At 71.9% G+C, this 18,674-nt stretch carries 20 protein-coding genes; 17 read left to right on the top strand and 3 right to left on the bottom strand.

From position 1 onward, the window contains the following. Positions 1–6 precede the first annotated feature (6 nt). The 3 genes from ACGFZS_RS21775 to ACGFZS_RS21785 all read right to left on the bottom strand — a co-directional run bounded on the left by ACGFZS_RS21775 (position 7) and on the right by ACGFZS_RS21785 (position 3,714). Positions 7–876 carry a branched-chain amino acid ABC transporter permease gene (locus ACGFZS_RS21775; RefSeq protein ID WP_355721450.1) on the bottom strand — a complete coding sequence of 290 codons (870 nt, stop codon included), beginning with the start codon at positions 874–876 and terminating at the stop codon, positions 7–9. Between the two features lie 188 nt (positions 877–1,064). Further along, positions 1,065–2,423, bottom strand: coding sequence for an FAD-dependent oxidoreductase (locus ACGFZS_RS21780; RefSeq protein ID WP_393796512.1), 1,359 nt, complete (start codon positions 2,421–2,423; stop codon positions 1,065–1,067). Between the two features lie 217 nt (positions 2,424–2,640). Continuing rightward, entirely contained in the window at positions 2,641–3,714 is a 1,074-nt protein-coding gene (locus ACGFZS_RS21785; protein ID WP_393796513.1) for an alcohol dehydrogenase catalytic domain-containing protein, read from the bottom strand. A gap of 61 nt (positions 3,715–3,775) precedes the next feature. Between ACGFZS_RS21785 and ACGFZS_RS21790 the strand changes: the two genes are divergently transcribed. The 17 genes from ACGFZS_RS21790 to ACGFZS_RS21870 all read left to right on the top strand — a co-directional run bounded on the left by ACGFZS_RS21790 (position 3,776) and on the right by ACGFZS_RS21870 (position 18,659). Then, the gene (locus ACGFZS_RS21790) at positions 3,776–4,570 is read left to right on the top strand and encodes an SDR family NAD(P)-dependent oxidoreductase (RefSeq protein ID WP_393796514.1); all 795 of its coding nucleotides are present in this window, start codon (positions 3,776–3,778) and stop codon (positions 4,568–4,570) included. Between the two features lie 99 nt (positions 4,571–4,669). Further along, on the top strand, positions 4,670–5,815 hold the full coding sequence (locus ACGFZS_RS21795) for an acyl-CoA dehydrogenase family protein (RefSeq protein WP_393796515.1): 1,146 nt from the start codon (positions 4,670–4,672) through the stop codon (positions 5,813–5,815). Between the two features lie 114 nt (positions 5,816–5,929). Further along, positions 5,930–6,718: an enoyl-CoA hydratase/isomerase family protein gene (locus ACGFZS_RS21800; RefSeq protein ID WP_365681579.1), complete on the top strand. Its 789-nt coding sequence runs from the start codon at positions 5,930–5,932 to the stop codon at positions 6,716–6,718. Next, on the top strand, positions 6,703–7,074 hold the full coding sequence (locus ACGFZS_RS21805; RefSeq protein WP_393796516.1) for a Zn-ribbon domain-containing OB-fold protein: 372 nt from the start codon (positions 6,703–6,705) through the stop codon (positions 7,072–7,074). The genes ACGFZS_RS21800 and ACGFZS_RS21805 overlap by 16 nt, the downstream gene beginning before the upstream one ends. Then, positions 7,071–8,219: a thiolase family protein gene (locus tag ACGFZS_RS21810; RefSeq protein WP_393796517.1), complete on the top strand. Its 1,149-nt coding sequence runs from the start codon at positions 7,071–7,073 to the stop codon at positions 8,217–8,219. The genes ACGFZS_RS21805 and ACGFZS_RS21810 overlap by 4 nt, the downstream gene beginning before the upstream one ends. Before the next feature lie 10 nt (positions 8,220–8,229). Next, entirely contained in the window at positions 8,230–9,441 is a 1,212-nt protein-coding gene (locus ACGFZS_RS21815) for an acyl-CoA dehydrogenase family protein (protein ID WP_393796518.1), read from the top strand. Next, entirely contained in the window at positions 9,438–10,409 is a 972-nt protein-coding gene (locus ACGFZS_RS21820) for a phosphotransferase family protein (RefSeq protein ID WP_393796519.1), read from the top strand. Before ACGFZS_RS21815 ends, ACGFZS_RS21820 begins: the two co-directional genes overlap by 4 nt. A 12-nt stretch (positions 10,410–10,421) precedes the next feature. Continuing rightward, entirely contained in the window at positions 10,422–11,636 is a 1,215-nt protein-coding gene (locus tag ACGFZS_RS21825) for an acyl-CoA dehydrogenase family protein (protein WP_393796520.1), read from the top strand. Continuing rightward, complete coding sequence (locus ACGFZS_RS21830; protein ID WP_393796521.1) at positions 11,633–12,409, top strand: SDR family oxidoreductase; 777 nt, start codon at positions 11,633–11,635, stop codon at positions 12,407–12,409. The genes ACGFZS_RS21825 and ACGFZS_RS21830 overlap by 4 nt, the downstream gene beginning before the upstream one ends. Beyond that, entirely contained in the window at positions 12,406–13,188 is a 783-nt protein-coding gene (locus ACGFZS_RS21835) for an SDR family NAD(P)-dependent oxidoreductase (RefSeq protein WP_393796522.1), read from the top strand. The genes ACGFZS_RS21830 and ACGFZS_RS21835 overlap by 4 nt, the downstream gene beginning before the upstream one ends. A gap of 50 nt (positions 13,189–13,238) precedes the next feature. Then, a complete protein-coding gene (locus ACGFZS_RS21840; protein ID WP_393796523.1) occupies positions 13,239–14,063 on the top strand; it encodes an enoyl-CoA hydratase/isomerase family protein in 825 nt (274 codons plus the stop codon). Positions 14,064–14,128: 65 nt separating this feature from the next. After that, complete coding sequence (locus ACGFZS_RS21845; RefSeq protein WP_393796524.1) at positions 14,129–14,755, top strand: TetR family transcriptional regulator; 627 nt, start codon at positions 14,129–14,131, stop codon at positions 14,753–14,755. 135 nt (positions 14,756–14,890) lie between these two features. After that, entirely contained in the window at positions 14,891–15,241 is a 351-nt protein-coding gene (locus tag ACGFZS_RS21850) for a nuclear transport factor 2 family protein (protein ID WP_393796525.1), read from the top strand. Beyond that, complete coding sequence (locus ACGFZS_RS21855) at positions 15,238–15,618, top strand: nuclear transport factor 2 family protein (protein ID WP_365681560.1); 381 nt, start codon at positions 15,238–15,240, stop codon at positions 15,616–15,618. The genes ACGFZS_RS21850 and ACGFZS_RS21855 overlap by 4 nt, the downstream gene beginning before the upstream one ends. 28 nt (positions 15,619–15,646) lie before the next feature. Beyond that, a complete protein-coding gene (locus ACGFZS_RS21860; RefSeq protein ID WP_393796526.1) occupies positions 15,647–15,967 on the top strand; it encodes an EthD family reductase in 321 nt (106 codons plus the stop codon). 65 nt (positions 15,968–16,032) lie between these two features. Beyond that, positions 16,033–17,589 carry a class I adenylate-forming enzyme family protein gene (locus tag ACGFZS_RS21865; protein WP_393796527.1) on the top strand — a complete coding sequence of 519 codons (1,557 nt, stop codon included), beginning with the start codon at positions 16,033–16,035 and terminating at the stop codon, positions 17,587–17,589. After that, entirely contained in the window at positions 17,586–18,659 is a 1,074-nt protein-coding gene (locus ACGFZS_RS21870) for an MBL fold metallo-hydrolase (RefSeq protein WP_393796528.1), read from the top strand. The genes ACGFZS_RS21865 and ACGFZS_RS21870 overlap by 4 nt, the downstream gene beginning before the upstream one ends. The last annotated feature ends 15 nt before the right edge of the window (positions 18,660–18,674 follow it).

The following is an 18,674-nucleotide window of genomic DNA, read 5'->3' on the forward strand; positions in this document are numbered from 1 at the left end:
GACTCCTCAGACCCGTTGGAAGGTGCGGGTGCCGAACATGCCTTGCGGACGGATCAGCAGGACCAGCACGGTGAACGAGAACACGAACGTGTCCCGGAAGCTGGCGGAGACGTAGTTCGCCGCAAGGTTGTCCAGGACGCCGATGGTCAGCCCGCCGATGACGGCGCCGTACATGCTGGTCAGACCGCCCAGGAAGATGCCGGCGAAGGCCCGGAACAGGGGCGCGACGAGCGCGGTGGGCACCAGGCCGGCGCGGGGCGCGTACAAGCAGGCGGCGAGCGCGGCGAGGCCGAGGCCCAGTGCCCAGGAGATCCTGGCCAGGCGCTGCGCGCTCAGCCCGACCACGCGGGCGGTGTCGGCGGACTCGGCCACGGCGCGCATGGCGGAGCCGAGTGTGGTGCGGGCGAAGAGATAGCCGACCAGGGCCATGGCCCCGGCGGCGACGGCGATGGTCAGGAGGCTCTGCACCGGCACCGCGGCGCCGGACCAGCGCACGGACCCGTCGACCAGGTTGGGAAAAGCCCTGGGCTGGTCGCCCCAGATCGATCCGGCCGTGCTCTCGGCGACCAGGGACACGCCCATCGTCACGACGAGAGCGGAGAACAACTGCCCCTGGCCCAGCGGCCGGATCACCGTCTCCCGGACCAGCAGGCCCGCCGCCACGGTGATCGCGACGGCGGCGAGGACGCCCAGCAGCGTCGCCACACCGCGGTCGTGCAGGGAGACCGCTACGTACAGGCCCAGCGTCGCGAGCGAGGCCATCGCGAAGTTCACGACGTCCGTGGCCCGGTAGATGATGACCAGCCCGAGGCCCAGAAGACCGTATACGGCTCCACTGGCCACGCCGCTGACCAGGACGAGCAGGAACTGACTCACAGCCCCTCCTTCGGAAAAGAGCGTGTTCGCGCCAGGCGTGCGAGCTGCATGATCACCTCACGAACCGCAGAGTCAAAGTGAACTCAATTCAGTAAGCTAGACATTCCGGCGCCGGGCGGGCAAGCCTCGTGCACGGGATTTGTGCCGCGCGGTCGTGGCGGACGCCGGTGACCGGAGGGCGACGGGGTTCAGCCGCCGACGGCCGGCGGTGTTCCGGTGAGCGCGGTCCGGGCCGCCGCCAGGCCGAACACCAGCGCGGGGGCGAGGCCGCCCGCGTACGCGCGCCGGTACAGCCCGCCCGCGTCGGCGCCGGCCGCGAGCAGACCCGGGACCGGGGTCCGGCCGTCGGAGCCCGCGGACAGGACCTGTGCCTGGGCGTCGATCAGCAGGCCGCCGAAGGTGAACGTGATCGCCGGGGCCGCCTCGACGACGTAGAACGGTGGTTCGTCGAGGGGTCGGCGATCCAGGAGCCGGCCGGGCACCGTGGTGCCGCCCGCGCCCATGGCGGCGTTGAACTCCTCGATACGGTCCCTGATCGTGGCGCCGGGATAGCCCCACTCCTCGGGCATCGACGTGAAGTCGTCCAGGCTGTCCGCCACCGCCGCGCGGGCGCCGGCGCGGTGGCACAGCTGGAACTTGTCCACGCCGGGGATGCCTTCCACGTACGAGGCGCTGATCCACTCGCGGTGCACGCGCGCGTCGGCGACCAGAAGACCGCGGGACTCCGGGCGTTCGAGCAGCGCCATGGTGGTCAGATGGTCCCCGGCCGTCTCGTCGACGAAGCGCTCGCCCGTCGTGTCGAACAGCAGGGCGTGCTCGCTGTAGTAGAGGGCGAGGTCGACGAAGCGTGCCGGATCGGCGAGGGAGACGCCCGCCGGCATCAGGTGCCCGTAGAACCCCGCGTCCTTCCGGCCGAACGCCGCGCCCGCCGTACGCCCGAGTGTCAGACCGTCACCCCGGCTGTCCGGGTTGGCCCGCACCCCCATGTCCGCGGCGTGCGGGTGGACATGCTCCGCGCGCAGGTGCCGGTCGCCCTGGAAGCCCCCGCTCGCCAACAGGGTCCAGGTGGCGTCGAACCGGCGCGAAGAACCGTCCGGCAGTACACACTCCGCCCCCTTGACCGCGCCGTTCTCCGTGACCAGAGAGCGGGTCGAGGTACCCGTCAGCACCTCCTGGCCCCGGTCGCGGATCAGTCGCTCGCACGTGTCCAGGTAGTGGTTCGTGTCGACCTGGTGCCCTCGGCCGAAACCCAGTACGGGCACCGGCGGCCGGCACTCCACGCCGAGCGACCGGATCCAGGCCACCCCGTCGGCGAACCCGTCCACCAGGGCGGTGGCCAGCTCCGGGTCGCCGTCCGGATTGACCCGGCGCATCTCCTCGACGCTCGGCGTCGTCCATACGAAACCGGCGAAGCGCGCGGAACCGCCGGTGCGTTCCGCCTTCTCCACCACGACCACGGTGCCGCCCTCGGAGGCCACCCGCGCGGCGGCCGAGAGCCCGGCCATGCCGCCGCCTATCACCAGCAGATCCACTGTCTCCGCACCCATAGCGGGTCCCACCGCCTTCGCGTTGCCGAGTGTGGGGCACGACACTAATTGAACTCACTTCTGGAGTCGATAGGAGTGCGGGTGCGGGCTGCACGGGATGGGTTTCGGCCGCACCGGCCGAGGACCGGGACGTTGTCAGGGGGGCGGGATGTTGTCGGGCGGGACCGGGACGGTGTCTGGCGGGGGCCGGGGTGTTGTCAGGCGGGGGCCTGGCCTGTCAGTCGGGGACCAGGACCGCGCGCCCCCGTACCTCGCCCGAGCGGAGCCGCGTGATCGCCCGTGCCGCGTCGGAGAGGGCGAACTGCTCGACGCGCACCCTCAGTGAGCCCTGGAGCGCGAGGCCGACCACGGCCTCCAGCTCGGGCAGAGTCCCCCAGAAGGGCAACGAGATCCGCGTTCCGGGAGGCAGCGCGCCGGGCTTGCGGACCGTCAGCTCCCCGTCGCCGCTGCCCACCACGGCCAGTTCCCCGCCCGCCCGCAGCACGTCCACCGCCAGGCCCAGACTGGACGGGTCGCCGACGAAGTCGAGCACCGCCGCCGCCCCGGACCCGCCCGTCCGCTTCCGGAGCGCCGCCGCCGTGCCGGGGTGGAGCAGCGTGGTGAAGTGCGCGCCGCACTCGGCGGCCAGGGCGAGAGCCTCCTCCCGTACATCAACGGCCAGCACCTGCGCGCTCGTCGTGGCGCGCAGAACCTGGACGGCCAGATGCCCGAGCCCGCCGACGCCGAGGACGACCACGCTCGCACTCGCCTCGTCGCGAAGGGCGGGCCGGACGGTGGCCACGGCGTGATAGGCGGTGAGCCCGGCATCCGAAAGGGGCGCCGCCTGCACGGCGGCCAGGCCGTTCACCGGGACCAGCAGCCGACCGGAGGGCACGAGCATCAGGTCGGCCATCCCGCCGTCGCGCCCGAGCCCCGCCCCCGTACCGGCAAGCCCGGCATCCAGGAGTGCGCGCCGGTCGCAGTAGTTCTCCGCTCCGGCGGCACAGTTTGCGCAACTCCCGCAGCCCCAGGGGCCGTAGACGACCACGCGCTCGCCGACCGTCGGCCCCGCTGCTGTCGGACCGCGTTCCAGTACCCGGCCCGCGACCTCGTGTCCGAGGGTGAAGGGGAGGCGATAGGGGAGATCGTCTTCGCGCGCGTCGATCACATGGAGGTCGGAACGGCAGAGGCCGGCCGCCTCCACCCGGATCAGGACCTCTTCGCCCGTGGGGACGGGCCGTGCCGCCTCGGTGAGGATCGGCGGGCCGCCCCAGCGGGTCAGTCGCAGTGCTCTCGTCCTGCCTGTTGACATACGGGCGACAGTAACAAAAATGAAGTCAGTTCAGTAACCCGGGATGAGGTGGTGACCGCAGATGGGCGGCGAGCACACGGGGCGCTTCGACGGGCGGATCGCGCTCGTCACCGGCGCGGGATCCGGCATCGGGGCGGCGGTCGCCCGGCGACTCGCCGCGCAGGGAGCGGAAGTCTTCGCGGCGGACGTCGACGGCCCCGCGGCGCAATCCGTCGCGAAGGAACTGCGGGGCGCGCAGCCGCTGACCGTCGACGTGGCCGACCCGAGACAGGTCGACACCGCGTTCGGCGAGATCGTACGACGGCACGGCCGGCTCGACGTCCTGGTGCACGCGGCCGGGGTCGACGACCCCACGGCCAAGGAATGGATCGCCGAGGCGCTGGTCGCGGACCGGCCGCCGGAGGTGACGGGCCGACTCGGCGACGACGCCTGGCGGCACGTCATGCGCGTCAACCTGGACGGCACGTTCCATGTGCTGCGTGCCGCCCTGCGGGTCATGGCGCCACGCCGGTCCGGGGCCGTCGTCACCGTCGGCTCCTCCTCGGCCTTCGATGCGCAGGCCGGCTATCCGCACTACGCGGCCTCGAAGTCCGGCGCACACGCGCTGAGCCAGTCCGTCGCCAAGGAGGCGATCGCCTTCGGCGTCCGCGTCAACACGGTGGCACCGGGACCGACCGAGACCGGCATGGCGGCACGGACTCCCGAGGCACTTCGCCGAGGGTTCGCCGATCCACGCGTCCGTCCGTACGCCACGCCGGAGGAGATCGCCGATGTCGCCCTGTTTCTGGCGAGCGAGGAGGCGGCGAACCTCGTGGGGGCCGTGCTGCTCGCCAATGGCGGGCGGTTCACGGCGTGAGGGCCCGTCCGCCGCGTGCGGCCACGGGTCGTTCATGGTCGGCCCCCGCCGCGCGCCCGACCGTGCATCCCTGGGGCGGTGCGATCGAAGGAGATGTGGATGTTCCGGCTCGATGCCGATCCCTCGCTGCTGGTGGAGACCGATGAGCAGCGCCAACTGCGGGCAGTTCTCCGGGACCTGCTCGCCGAGACCTGCGCGATCGATGAAGTCCGCAGACAGGCCGAGAGCCCGCGCGGACACGACCGGGCGCTCTGGCACCGGCTCGCCGCCGAGATCGGTGTGCAGGGACTGGCCCTGCCCGAGGAGTACGGCGGCGCGGGCGGCACCTTCGCGGACCTCGCCGTGGCGCTGGAGGAGAGCGGCCGGGTGCTGTGTCCCGCTCCGCTGCTCAGCACGGTCGTCCTCGCCGGACATGCCTTGCTCGCCGGCGGCGACCGGCAGGCCTGCGCGCGCTGGCTGCCGGGCATCGCCACCGGTGCGCTCACGGCGACGGTCGCCGGTTTCCTGCATCCGGCGGACGTGACCGCCGAGCAGGGCGCGGGCGGCTGGGTGCTGCGCGGCGAGGCCGATTTCGTGCCCGACGGAGAGGGGGCCGAGCTGCTGCTGGTCGTGGCACGCGCACCGGACGGGGAGCGGCTGTTCGCCTGCGAGCCGGACGACGCGACCTGCGACCGTATCGCCCGCCCGGTCCTCGATCCCACGCGCCGCCAGGCGCTCGTCCGTCTCCGGGGGCAGCCCGCCGAACCGGTGGGGGAGTCCGGATGGGCGGCGGAGGTCGTCGACGCCGTACTCGACGCCGGGCGGGTGGGGTTGGCGGCCGAGCACGTCGGCGGCATCGCGCATGCCCTGGACGCCCTGCTGGCGTATGTGTCCCAGCGGACTCAGTTCGGGCGGGCCATCGGCTCGTTCCAGGCGGTCAAGCACCGGCTGGCCGATCTGCTGGTCGAGGCCGAGGGTGCGCGGTCGGCCTCGGCGTACGCGAGTGCCTGCCTCGCCGAGCGGGCGGTGTCGGGGACGTCGGACGTATCGGTGGCGGCGAGCGCCGCGGCGGTGGCCTGTACCGGCGCCTACCGGCTGGCCACCGCGGAATACGTCCAGCTCCACGGCGGGATCGGCTTCACCTGGGAGCACCCCGCCCATCGCTACCTGCGCCGGGCACGGGCCGACGAGGCGCTGTTCGGCACGGGCGACGACCACCGGCTGCGCCTGGCCGGTCTGCTCGGCCTCACCGGCCGTACCGGCTGATCGCACCGGCCGTACCGGCTGATCGCTCGGAGCGGTCGCCGCTCGCCGGTCCATTGACAGGGGCAACCACTGCCCACAGAATCGAACTCAATTCAGTTCAGTTTGGAGGAGCTCATGGCAGTCGAGGACGAGATCCAGTTCGAGCGGGACGGTCACGTGGCGCGGGTCTGGCTGAACCGCCCGCACAAGAAGAACTGCGTGACCGTACCGATCCTCAACCGGCTGGACGAGATCATCACCGAGGTCGACGCGGACCCCGAACTGCGCGTACTGGTACTGCGCGGCCGAGGCAACACCTTCTGCTCCGGGTTCGACCTGGACAGCCTCAAGGCCGACTTCGTCGGCAGGTCCAACGCCATCGACGTCGCCGTGCTGTCGGCCAAGGTCTGCGACCGGCTCTACTCGATGCGGACCCCGTCGATCGCCGTCCTCGAGGGCCATGTCACCGCGGGCGGCTTCGAGTTGATGATCTCCTGCGACTTCGCGATCGCCGCAGACGACGCGCTGATCGGGGACTTTCACATCCGCCGCGCACTGTTCGGCGGCGCCGGACCGATCTACCGGGTGCCGCGCATGATCGGCGTCCGCAAGACCAAGGAGCTGATGCTCACCGGCAAGCTGCTCACCGGGGTCGAGGCGGCCGAGTTCGACCTCATCAACGCCTCGGCACCCGCCGACAAGCTGGACGCCACGGTCGAGGAGTTCGCCGACCAGCTCATCGACAAGAGCCCGTTCACCATGTGGATCACCAAGATGACCATCGACCGCAGCCTCGACGCCGACATCCAGTCGCTGATGGTCATGGAGCACCTCGCGGTCGGCGTGATGCTCAACTCCGAGGACGCGGCGGAGGGCGTGGCGGCCTTCCTGGACAAGCGGGAACCGCAGTGGAAGGGCCGCTGAACTCTGGCGCGGGGACCGGGGGCCGGCTGCGCGGCTCCCGGTGCGCGGACTGCGCGGTGGCCGTCTACCCCGCCGGCCCGGCGTGCCCGCGCTGCGGGGGTCCGGCCGAACCGGTCGTGCTCTCCGGCACGGGCACGCTGTGGACCTGGACCGTGCAGCGGTACGCGCCCAAGTCGCCGCCGTACGCGCCGCCCGCCGACGGATTCACGCCGTTCGCCGTCGGATACGTCGAACTGCCGGAGGGGGTAAGGGTGTTGGCGGCCCTTGACATCCGCCCCGAGGAAGCCGAGATCGGCATGCCGCTCACCGTCACCGCGGGGGACGGAGTGCCGAGGGCCGCGGGAGCCGTCGTATGAGCGGAGCGGACGTGTTCGTCTGCGGCGTGGGGATCACCTCCTTCGCCCGTACGGAGGTGAGCGGCCGGGAGCTGGCCGTGCGGGCCGTACGGGCGGCTCTCGCCGACGCCGGTCTGCCGTGGTCGCGTGTACAGGCCGCCTACGGCGGCAGCGACACCGGCGGGAACGCGGACACACTGGTCGCCGAACTGGGCCTGACGGGAGTGCCGTTCACCAACGTGCGCAACGGCTGCGCGACCGGCGGCAGCGCGCTGGTCGCGGCCACGAACGCGATCCGGTCCGGGGCGGCGGACGTGGCCCTCGCCGTCGGCTTCGACAAACACCCGCGCGGCGCCTTCGACCCACGGCCCGCCGACTGGGGACTCGACGAGGCCTACGGCCGCGACGGACTGATGGTGACCACACAGTTCTTCGCCATGAAGATCCAGCGCTACATGCACGACCACGGCATCAGCGCCCGCACCCTCGCGCTGGTCGCCGAGAAGGCGTACGCGAACGGCGTGCTCACCCCGTACGCCTGGCGCCGAAAGCCGCTCGACGCGGCGGAGATCCTGGCGTCCGGCATGGTCAACGACCCCCTGACCCGGTACATGTTCTGCTCGCCCGGCCAGGGCGCGGTCGCCGTAGTCCTGTGCGGTCGTGCCGCGGCCCGCGAACTCGGCGGCACACCGATCGCGCTGCGGGCGGCCGTCGTACGGACCCGCCGGTTCGGTTCCTTCGAGGTGTTCAGCCCCTGGGCACCGCCCGGGACGCCGACGAGCGTGAGCGCGGACGCCGCACAACACGCCTTCGAGGAGGCCGGACTGGGTCCGGCCGACATCGACGTGTGCCAGCTGCAGGACACCGAGAGCGGCGCCGAGGTGATGCACCTGGCCGAGTGCGGGTTCTGCGAGCACGGCGAACAGGAGTCACTCATCCCCTTCGGGGCGACCCGGATCGACGGCTCGCTCCCCGTCAACACCGACGGCGGGTGCATTGCCAACGGCGAACCCATCGGCGCCTCCGGCCTGCGCCAGGTCCACGAGATCGTCCAGCAGTTGCGGGGCCGGGCGGGCGAGCGGCAGGTGCCGAACGAGCCGTCGACCGGCTTCACCCATGTCTACGGGGCGCCGGGCGTCAGCGCCTGCACCGTGCTGACCCGCTGAAAGGAGGACCATGGACGGCATACCCGGCCCGGACGAGTTCCGCGCCGAGGCCCGCAGCTGGCTCAAGGGCATGGCACCGGCGCGCCCCGCACGTAAGGAGTGGGGCAGCGGCGACGACTCGGTGGCCGTCTTCGAGAACTGGACGGAAGCCGAGGAACGCGCCAGGACGGATCAGACACGGGACTGGGAACGCACCCGTTACGACCAGGGCTGGGGCGCGCTCGCCTGGCCGCCGGAGTACGGGGGCCGTGAACTGCCCGCCCACTACGAGCAGTTGTACCGGTCCGAGGAGTCGGCCTTCGACGTGCCACGGCGCACCGAGATCTTCCCGGTCACCCAGCAGCTCGTCGCCCCCGCCGTCCGCGTCTGGGGCACCGAGGAGCAGCGGCGGCGCTGGCTGCGCCCGATGCTGCGCACCGACGAACTCGCCTGCCAGCTGTTCTCGGAGACCGAGGCCGGCTCGGATCTCGCCGCCGTCCGTACCCGCGCCGTACGGGACGGCGACGGCTGGATCCTGACCGGCCACAAGATCTGGACCTCCGGCGCGCGCGTCGCCACCTGGGGCGTCGCCGTCTGCCGCACCGACCCGGACGTGCCCCGACACGCGGGCATCACGGTGTTCCTGGTCCGGATGGACGCGCCGGGCGTCACCGTACGGCCGATCCGGCAGATGACCGGCGGCTCCAGCTTCAACGAGGTCTACCTGGACGACGTGTTCGTCCCGGACACCGACCGGCTCGGCCCGGTCGGCGAGGGCTGGCGGGTCACGCTGACCGTGCTGGCCGCCGAGCGCCTCGACTCCGGCGGACTCGGCCTGGACAACGCCGACCGCGCCCTCGACCTCGCCCGGCACCTGCCCCGCCCGCTCACCGACAGCGAACGCCGGCAGGCGGCCGACCTGTTCGTCCGCACCCTCGTCCAGCGGCTCACCGGGCTGCGCGTGACGTCGGCACTGGCGGCGGGCCGCGAACCGGGAGCCGAGGCATCGGTCGGCAAGCTCCATGCCACCGCGACGATGCGTGCCACCACCGACCTCGTCCAGCAACTCCTCGGGCCGCGACTGGCCGCCGACACGGGGGAGTGGGGCACGTTCGCCTGGACCGAGCACCTGCTCGGCGCCCCCGGCTACCGCATCGCCGGCGGCAGCGACGAGATCCAGCGCAACATCCTCGCCGAACGGGTGCTGGGCCTGCCCAAGGAACCGAAGGGAGGCGGACGTTGACCACCACGACCGAGGTGACCCGACTCGCGCGACGGGTCCGGGAGCGACTGACGGAGCGACATCCCGGCGAGACACCGGGGGACCTGCGCACCCTGCCCGGCGGCCACTCGGGCCTCACGTACTCCATCACGGCGGGACCGGTCTCGTACGTCGTGAAAGCCGTGCCGCCGGGCCAACGCCCCGTCGGCCGCAACGACGTGCTGCGCCAGGCCCGCGTGCTGCGCGCCCTCGCCGGGTCACCGGTACCCGTGCCGGGCGTTGTCGCCGCCGACGAGAACGAACCCGCCTGGTTCGCCGTGGAGTTCGTCACCGGCGAGGCGATCGAGCCGGTCCTGGACGAGCACCGGCTCGATCCCGGACTGTGCCGGACGCGGATGCTGGCCCTGGCCGACGTGCTGCGCGACCTGCACGACTGGCGGATCGCGGAGACGTCCGAAGTTCTGCACCCGGAAGGGGAGTTGGAGAGGTGGAGTCGCACCATGCGTGCCGTGCCGGCCGAACTCCGCCCCGGAGCCGAGAACGTGCTGGAAGCCCTGGCCGCCCGCATCCCCGACAGCGTGCCACCCGCCCTCGTCCACGGCGACTTCCGCCTCGGCAACGTCCTGTGCCAGGGCGCACGACCGGCCGCCGTCGTCGACTGGGAGATCTGGGGATACGGCGACCCCCGCATCGACCTCGCCTGGTTCCTCCTCTTCACCGACCACCGCAACTTCCCCCGGCTGGGCCGCGCCGTCCCCGGCCTGCCCGACGAGGAAGAACTGCTCACCGCCTATCTCGACGGCCGTCCCGAACCTCCCGCCCTCGACTGGTTCCGCGCCCTGGCCCGCACCAAGATGGCCGCGATCATGGGCCACAACCTGCGCCGGCACCGCGAGGGCAAGCACCACGACCCCGACCAGGAACGGCTGCCGCCGACCATCGCGGAGATGATCCGCACTGCCGGCCACATCCTCGCCCGACGGCCATGAAGGAGCGCCACCATGGATTTCGGACTCTCCCTCCGGGCCGACGAACTCCGTTCGCGCATGGCCGCGTTCATGGAGGAGTACGTCCTGCCCGCCGAGCCCGTCTACGACCGGCAGCTCGCCGAGGCCGACGACCCACACGAACTGCCCCCGGTCATGCGGGAGTTGAAGGAGAAGGCGCGCGCCGAGGGCCTGTGGAACCTCTTTCTCGCGCACGGCGGCCTGGGCGCGGGCCTCACCCATCTCGAATACGCGCCGCTCGCCGAGCTGGCCGGACGGTCGGTGATCGGGCCCGAGGTGTTCAACTGCTCCGCCCCCGACACCGGCAACATGGAGCTGCTCGCCCTCTTCGGCACACCGGAGCAACAAGAGCGCTGGCTGCGGCCGTTGCTGGCCGCCGAGATCCGGTCCTGCTTCGCCATGACCGAGCCCGCGGTGGCCAGCTCCGACGCGCGCAACATCCGCACCCGGATCACCCGGGACGGCGACGAGTACGTCGTCGACGGACACAAGTGGTACACGTCCGGGATCCTCGACCCGGACTGCCGGCTGATCATCCTCATGGGAGTGACCGACCCCGACGCACCGACGTACCGGCAGCAGAGCATGCTGCTGATCCCGCGCGACACCCCCGGCATCACCGTCCTGCGCGATCTGCCGATGTTCGGCTACACCGACCGCTGCGGCCACGGCGACGTGCTCTTCGAGGAGGTACGGGTGCCGGCGTCGGCGATGCTGGGCGGCGAGGGAGAGGGATTCGCCCTCGCCCAGGGACGCCTGGGTCCCGGCCGTATGCACTACGCCATGCGCGCGGTCGGATTCGCCGAACGGGCACTGGAGTTGATGTGCCGCCGGACCCTCACCCGCACTGCCTTCGGCGGCACGCTCGCCGAACAGGGCGTCGTGCGCGAGTGGATCGCCCGCAGCCGTATCGAGATCGAACAACTGCGGCTGCTGGTCCTCAAGGCGGCCTGGCTGATGGACACCTCGGGCAACGCGGCCGCCCGGACCGAGGTCGCCGCGATCAAGGTGGCCGCGCTGGAGGTCGCCCACCGGGTGGTCGACAGGGCCGTTCAGGCACACGGCGCCGCGGGGGTCAGCGACGACACCGTACTGGCACGGCTGTACGCGATCACCCGGGCGCTGCGGATCGCCGACGGACCGGACGAGGTGCATCTACGGACGGTCGCCCGGCGTGAACTGGCCAAGTACCCGGAGGAATCGGCGTGAACGGACAGCAACTCCAGGGACGGGTCGCCCTGATCACCGGCGGCTCGCGGGGCATCGGCCTCGGTATCGCCCGGGTCTACCGGGAGGCGGGCGCCCATGTGGTGATCGCCGCCCGGAAGCCGGCCGGGCTGTCCGCGGCGCGCGAGGAACTGCTGCGGGTCAAGGGGGACGGCGACGTCCACGAGGTCGTCGCCAACGCGGGGGAGCCCGAGGACGCCGAGCGCTGCGTCGAGGAGACCGTGTCCCGCCTCGGCGCGCTCGACATCCTGGTCAACAACGCGGCCACCAACCCCTACATGGGCGACCTCCTCGACCTCGACCTGCCGCGCGCCGAGAAGACCGTCCGGGTCAACCAGTACGGCATGGTCGCCTGGACCCGATGCGCCTGGCGGGCGTGGATGAGCGAGCACGGGGGAGCGGTCGTCAACATCGCCTCCGTCGGGGGACTGGTCGTCGACCCCCACATCGGCTGGTACAACGCCACCAAGGCGGCCATGCTGCACATGACCCGGCAACTCGCCTACGAACTCGGACCGAAGGCACGGGTGAACGCGATCGCGCCCGGCCTGATCAAGACCGAACTGGCCCGGGCGGTCTGGGAACCGAGGGAGCCGATCCTCACGGCCAGACTGCCGCTGCGCCGACTCGGGACGGTGGAGGACGTGGCCCACGCGGCCCTGTTCCTGGCGTCCGGGGCCTCCTCCTGGATGACGGGACAGACGCTGGTCCTGGACGGCGGGGCGACCGTGCTGCCGATCGGGGTGGCGGAGTGACCCCCGCCCCCGATCCGGTGGCGCAGCTGTTCTCGCTGCACGGGCGGACCGCCGTGGTCACCGGGGCGTCGTCCGGCCTCGGGGCCCGGTTCGCCACCGTCCTCGCGTCGGCCGGCGCGACCGTCTACGCCGCCGCCCGTCGCCTGGAGAAGCTGAAGCGGATCGCCGACGAGGACCCGCGTATCCATCCCGTCGGCTGTGACGTCTCGCGGGAGGCGGACCGCGTGCGGCTGATGGAGACGGCACGGGACGAGAGCGGTCGTATCGACGTCCTCGTCAACAACGCGGGCGTACCCGGCGTCGTACACGCCGAGGACGAGAGCGCCGACGACTTCGCGGACGTCCTTGCGGTGAACCTCGTGGCCCCCTTCCACCTCGCACGCCTGCTGACCGAGGCCCCGACCTCCGGCTCAGGCCGTTCGCGAGCGGTCGTGAACGTCTCGTCCGTCCTGGGGCTGGTCTCCGGCGCCCCGCTGGGCGGTGCGGCCTACGCCGCGTCCAAGGCCGGGCTCGTCGGGCTGACCCGGGAACTGGCCGGACAGTGGGGCGCGGCGGGGGTACGGGTCAACGCGCTCGCGCCCGGGTGGTTCCGCTCGGAGATGACCGAAGGGCTGTTCGCCGACGAGCGGTCCCGGCGCTGGGTCGAGCGCGGCACCATGCTGGGGCGCGGCGGTGAACAGGGGGAACTGGACGGGGCACTGCTCTATCTGGCGTCGGACGCGTCGTCGTACTGCACCGGGCACGTCCTCACCGTGGACGGTGGGTGGACGGCGCGATGAGGGACGACGATGCGAGGAGGGCCAGCAATGCAACGAGGACCGAGGGTGCGATGAGGGTCTTGGTCGAGGTGGCGGGTGGCGGTCTGGCGCGGGTCGAGATGTGCCGTGGGGAGGGCAATGCGATCGACCTGGCGATGGCACGCGCGCTGCTCGGCGCCGCGCGGGAGTGCGAGAAGGTGCGGGCGCGGGCGGTGCTGCTCACCGGGCGGGGACGGTCCTTCTGCGTCGGCGGTGACCTGAAGGAGTTCGCCGCGCTGCCCGGAGAACGCCTCGCGGCGCACCTCACGGACGTCACCGACGCGCTCCACGGGGCGCTGCGGATCCTCGCCGGGCTGGACGCCCCGCTGGTGGTCGCCGCGCAGGGGGCCGTCGCGGGCGCCGGGCTGGGGCTCGTGGCGGCGGCGGACGTGAGTCTCGCGGCGGCCGACGCCGGCTTCACGGCCGCGTACACCGCGATCGGGTACACACCGGACGCCGGGGTCAGCTGGGCGCTGCCCCGGCTCGTCGGACCGCAGCGGGCCGCGGACCTGCTGCTGACCAATCGCCGTGTCACGGCTGCCGAGGCGGCGCAGATGGGTCTGGTGAGCCGGGTCGTCGAGCCGGAGCGGCTGATGGCGGAAGCGGTGCGGACGGCGGATGGCCTGGCGCGCGGTGCCACGGCCGCGTACGGGGTGACACGACGGCTGGTTCGCGGGGCGTTCGCCACCGGGCTGGACGAACACCTCGACGCGGAGGCGCGTCAGCTGGCCGCCGCCGCGGTGTCGTCGGAGGGCCGGGAAGGAGTGGCGGCGTTTCTCGCCGGGCGCCGCCCCGACTTCACCGGGCACGAGGCCGCGCCACCCGGGCCACCGAACCTTGATTCGTACCCGACTTGAACTTGGGTCTAGTCTCGGACGACCGGACGGTGATCGGTACGGTCCGTCAAGGAGAGGGAGAGACGATGGCGAGGGCACGGATCGTGGATCCGGAGGAGGGGCCCAGGTCGAAGCGCGGGGCGATCCTCGTGGCCGCCGTGGAGCGGTTCGGGGAGGACGGCTACGAGAACACCAAGTGGTCGGAGGTCGCGGACCGGGTCGGCATCGGGCAGACGGCCCTCTACCACTACTTCGAGTCCAAGGCCCACTGCCTGCTCACCATCATGCGGCTGGAGCTCCAGCGCTCGCACGACCAGTTCGTCGAGGCCACGGGCGAGGAGACGGACCCCGTGGAGGAGCTGCGCGCCGCCGTCCGCGCGGCGTTCGCGGTGAGCGAGCAGGAGATCCGTCAGATGCGCATCCTGCAGGCCAACATGTCGCTGCTCGCCAACCCTCGCAAGTCCAAGCGCGAGGAGACCGAGCGGGTCGCGGCGCGCCAGCTGGTGCAGATGGTCGAGCGGGACTGGACGAGCCTGCTGATGCGCGGCATGTCGAAGGGCGCCTTCCCGGTCCGGGACGCTCACACCCTCGGACTTGCGGTCCTCGGCATGATCGTCAGTGTCTGGCGGTGGTACCGGCCGACAGGCGCGATGCCGCTGTCGGAGATCAGCGAGATGATCGAAGGGTGCGTGGTGCGGATGGTCGCGGAATAGCGCCGCACCACAAGGTCACGTCCTGCCCATTGTCGACGGCAGGGCGGCGGCCTTACAGTCAAACTGAACTGAACTCAGGTTGCTTCATGTGATTCACGCTTGTCGGCTCATGGCGCTGAGAGGGAGCGATCAGCAATGGTGCTTCGCGAATACATGGCCAGAATGGACGGCCAGGACCCGGAAAAGGCCCTCGAACTCCTGGAACCCGGCTTCCGGTTCCTCATCTCCCTCCCGGGCGGGCAGCGCGCGGGTACCTCCCGCGAGGACTTCGCGGGCTACATCGCCGGGCGGAACGCGGTGGACCGCAGGCACGAGATCGTGCGGTACGCGGTCGACGGCGACGTCGAGACGGCGTACGGCTTCGTGGTCGACGCGGGCGTGACGACGGGGGCGTTCCTGTCCGCCGTACAGGTGTCGGCCGGCGGACTGATGGCCAGCTACCAGTCGTTCTTCACGCCCGACTTCGACCTCGTGGACCGGCCGTGAGCGCCCCGTCCACGTCCGCCGCCCCGTTCCTGACCACCTGGTTCGGGATCCTGGACAGCGACGACGCCGACCGCATCCTCGACCTGATCAGCGACGACTTCTCCTTCTCCATCCTGTTCTCCACCGGAGGCGACACCGGCACCGACTTCCACGGCGGCCGGGCCGCGCTGGAGGGGTACCTCGCCCAGCGCACGGTGGGCGTCCGCACGCACCACCTGCTCACCGCGTCCACCGTCGGCCTGGACGAGCTGTATCTCGGCGAGGTGCGCAGGTCCGGTGTACCCGAGGCGACGTTCGTGGCCTCCGCCCGGCTGGACGACCAGGGCCGGGTACGACGGCTGCTGATCGGGCGCTCGCCCGCGGTCCTGTTCACCTGAAATGGCGCGATGCCTGAGAAGGGACACCATGTACAACCTCGTCCTGCTGGCCGCCCGGCCGCCCGAGTGGACCCACGAACGGTTCATCGCCTGGTGGCGCGGTGAACACGCCGAACTCACCCGGCACCTTCCCGGCCTCAGGTCCTGGCGGCACACCGACATCGACACGGCCCTCGAGCCGCGCTCGGAGGGATGGGACGGCATGTCCGTCCTGGGCTTCGACAGCGCCGAGGACCTGCGCAAGGCCCTGCGGAGCCCGGAGTGGGCGGCGGCCGTCGCCCAGGTCGGCGACATGCGCGGACGCCGGATCGCCGTCATGGGCGGCGAGATGGAGATGTACGGCGGCTGAGCGCGGCGCCGCCGACCGCCTTCCCTGAACTGAATGAATCCCTTCGCAACGAGGCGAGGAAGTGGATGCGACAGACAGTGCGGGAGTTCCAAGAACGGGCCGAGCAGGCCGACTTCACCGCGGTCGTCGACGATCACGGACGCCACGGCGCGCGCGATCTCCTGCGACGGGCGGCGGACCTGGCCGAGGCGATGAGCCCGGACGGCACCCCCGGGAGCACCCCGAACAGCACACAGGGCGGCACCGTCCTCCTCCAGGCCGACAACTCGTGGCGCACGGTCGCGGCGACCCTCGCCGTCGGCCGGGCGGGCGGTGTTCTGGCCCTGGTCAACCGGCATACGACCCGGGCCGAGTTCGCCGCCGCCGTCGAGGACATCAGGCCGGACGTCCTGGTCGCCGCACCGTCCGCTATCGCGGAGTGGAACGCCGAACGGGCCCTGCCGGACACACGGTCGGCCGAGGCCCTCGACGGCTGGGCGGTCCGCGCCGGTCGAGGGCCCCGCGATGTCTCCCGCTGGTCCGGCGGCACCGTCATCGGCCTCACCTCCGGCTCCACGGGCCGGCCCAAGGGCGTCGTACAGTCCGAGAGCGCCCTGCGGTACGCGTGCTCCTGCACGATCGACGTCAACGGCCTGCACGCCGGGGACGCCGTGGCCGCCGTCGTGCCGCTCTCCTCGACCGCCGCCTACTGCTTCGGTGTCTGTCTCGCGCTCATGCTGGGTGGACCGCTCGTCCTGTCCGGCCGCTGGGACCGCGAGGAAGCACTCTCCCGCATGGCTGAACACGACGTCCGGTGGACCATGTGCGTGCCGACCATGGCCCTCCAGATGGGCTCGGCAGCCGCCGGCTCGCGGATCCTCGACGGAGTCCGCTCGATCACCGTCGGCGGCGGGCCGATGGACCAGGGCGCGCTCGCCCGCGCCGAGCGCTCGCTGGGCACGAGAATCCTGCGCGTCTTCGGGATGTCCGAGTGCCTCGGGCACACCTCGCCCCGGCCCGACGACCCCGAGGAGATCCGCCTCGGCCGGGACGGACGGCCGTTCCCCGGCACCGACCTCAGGGCCGTCGCCGCGGACGGCAGCGTCCTGGGGCCCGGGGAGACCGGGCAGGCCCAGGTCCGCGGCTCCTCCCTCTTCCTCGGCTACGCCCGCGACGGCAAGGTCGAGCCGCCGGCCCTCACCCCGGACGGCTACTTCCCGACCGGAGACCTGCTGGTGACCGGTGAGGACGGCACGGTGACCGTCATGGGCCGGGAGAAGGACGTGATCATCCGTGGCGGACGCAACCTCGACATCACCGAGATCGAACGTGCCGTGGCCGCACACCCCGCCGTGGCCCGCGTCTGCGTCGCCCCCGTACCCGACCCGCTCCTCGGCGAACGCGCCGCCGTGCTGGTCGTGGTCGAGGACGGCAGCGGCGAACTCGGCCTCGACGAGATCACCGCCCACCTCGCCCGCACCGGCCTCTCCAAGGCCAAGTGGCCCGAATTCGCGTTCACGGTCAGCGAGTTGCCCCAGACGACCGTCGGCAAGCTCGACCGTTCGGGAGCCCGCAGGCTCGCCCACGACCTGCACACCGGGCTCGCCGCACACCCCGGACAGCACCGGCAAGGAGATGCATGACCACCCCCACGACCCGCACCCCTCGCTCTGACCGCTCCGACCGCTTCGACCGCGGCCGTTGGGCGCAGGGCGGACCCGAGACCGTACACCCCGGCGTCCACCGCGTTCCCCTCCCACTGCCGGAGGACGGACTGCGGGCCGTCAACGTCTACGCGCTCGAAGGACTCACGGACGACGGACTGGTCCTGATCGACGGAGGCTGGTCGATCCCGGAGTCACGCAAGGCCCTTGAGGACGCCCTGGCCGAACTCGGCCACGACCTCGGCGAGATCAGCCACATCCTCGTCACGCACATCCACCGCGACCACTACACCCAGGCCGTCGAACTCCGCAGGCTGCTGGGCTCCCGGGTCTACCTCGGCGCCGGCGAACGGCGCGGCCTGGAACTGCTGGGGGAGCTGCGCACGGACGAACCGGTCAGCTCGCTCGCCACACTGCGCCGGGCCGGCGCCCACGACCTCGCCGAGCGCCTCACCGCCATGTACCAGGGAGACTTCGACGCCACCGTGTGGGAGGCGCCGGACCGCTGGCTGCGGGCGGAGGAACTCCGCTTCGGGGACACGAGGTTGACGGTGATCCCCACCCCCGGCCACACCCAGGGGCACGTCGTCTACCTCGACCAGGCACGGGGACTGCTGTTCTCCGGAGACCACGTCCTGCCGCACATCACCCCGTCCATCGGCTTCGAACTCGGCGACGCCGCACTGCCGTTGGGCGACTACCTGGACTCCCTGCACCTGATGACGACGCTCGCCGACGCGCGGCTGCTGCCCGCCCACGGCCCGGTCGGCGACAGTGTGCACGCACGGGTCGGGGAGCTGTTGACCCACCACGACGACCGGCTCGCCGAGACTTTGGCCGCCCTCGGCGACCGTACGCGCACCGCGCACGAGGTGGCGGGGGAACTGGGGTGGACTCGGCGCAAGGTCGCCTTCGCGGAGCTGGGCGCCTTCGACCAGATGCTCGCCGTCAACGAGACGGCCGCGCACCTGGACGTGCTCGTGGCCCGCGCGCAGGCCCGGTGCACGGAGGCGGACGGAGTCAACCGGTATGCGGTCGCCGCAGCCTGAGGCCGCCGAGCGGCG

This window comes from Streptomyces sp. NPDC048288, from assembly GCF_043201555.1.
Classification (GTDB): domain Bacteria; phylum Actinomycetota; class Actinomycetes; order Streptomycetales; family Streptomycetaceae; genus Streptomyces.

Bases quoted from the DNA above. Each gene is read 5' to 3' on its own strand.
- ACGFZS_RS21780 (WP_393796512.1), bottom strand. From the start codon at position 2,423: ATGGGTGCGGAGACAGTGGATCTGCTGGTGATAGGCGGCGGCATGGCC.
- ACGFZS_RS21785 (WP_393796513.1), bottom strand. From the start codon at position 3,714: ATGTCAACAGGCAGGACGAGAGCACTGCGACTGACCCGCTGGGGCGGC.
- ACGFZS_RS21790 (WP_393796514.1), top strand. From the start codon at position 3,776: ATGGGCGGCGAGCACACGGGGCGCTTCGACGGGCGGATCGCGCTCGTC.
- ACGFZS_RS21795 (WP_393796515.1), top strand. From the start codon at position 4,670: ATGTTCCGGCTCGATGCCGATCCCTCGCTGCTGGTGGAGACCGATGAG.
- ACGFZS_RS21800 (WP_365681579.1), top strand. From the start codon at position 5,930: ATGGCAGTCGAGGACGAGATCCAGTTCGAGCGGGACGGTCACGTGGCG.
- ACGFZS_RS21810 (WP_393796517.1), top strand. From the start codon at position 7,071: ATGAGCGGAGCGGACGTGTTCGTCTGCGGCGTGGGGATCACCTCCTTC.
- ACGFZS_RS21815 (WP_393796518.1), top strand. From the start codon at position 8,230: ATGGACGGCATACCCGGCCCGGACGAGTTCCGCGCCGAGGCCCGCAGC.
- ACGFZS_RS21825 (WP_393796520.1), top strand. From the start codon at position 10,422: ATGGATTTCGGACTCTCCCTCCGGGCCGACGAACTCCGTTCGCGCATG.
- ACGFZS_RS21840 (WP_393796523.1), top strand. From the start codon at position 13,239: ATGAGGGTCTTGGTCGAGGTGGCGGGTGGCGGTCTGGCGCGGGTCGAG.
- ACGFZS_RS21845 (WP_393796524.1), top strand. From the start codon at position 14,129: ATGGCGAGGGCACGGATCGTGGATCCGGAGGAGGGGCCCAGGTCGAAG.
- ACGFZS_RS21850 (WP_393796525.1), top strand. From the start codon at position 14,891: ATGGTGCTTCGCGAATACATGGCCAGAATGGACGGCCAGGACCCGGAA.
- ACGFZS_RS21860 (WP_393796526.1), top strand. From the start codon at position 15,647: ATGTACAACCTCGTCCTGCTGGCCGCCCGGCCGCCCGAGTGGACCCAC.
- ACGFZS_RS21865 (WP_393796527.1), top strand. From the start codon at position 16,033: ATGCGACAGACAGTGCGGGAGTTCCAAGAACGGGCCGAGCAGGCCGAC.
- ACGFZS_RS21870 (WP_393796528.1), top strand. From the start codon at position 17,586: ATGACCACCCCCACGACCCGCACCCCTCGCTCTGACCGCTCCGACCGC.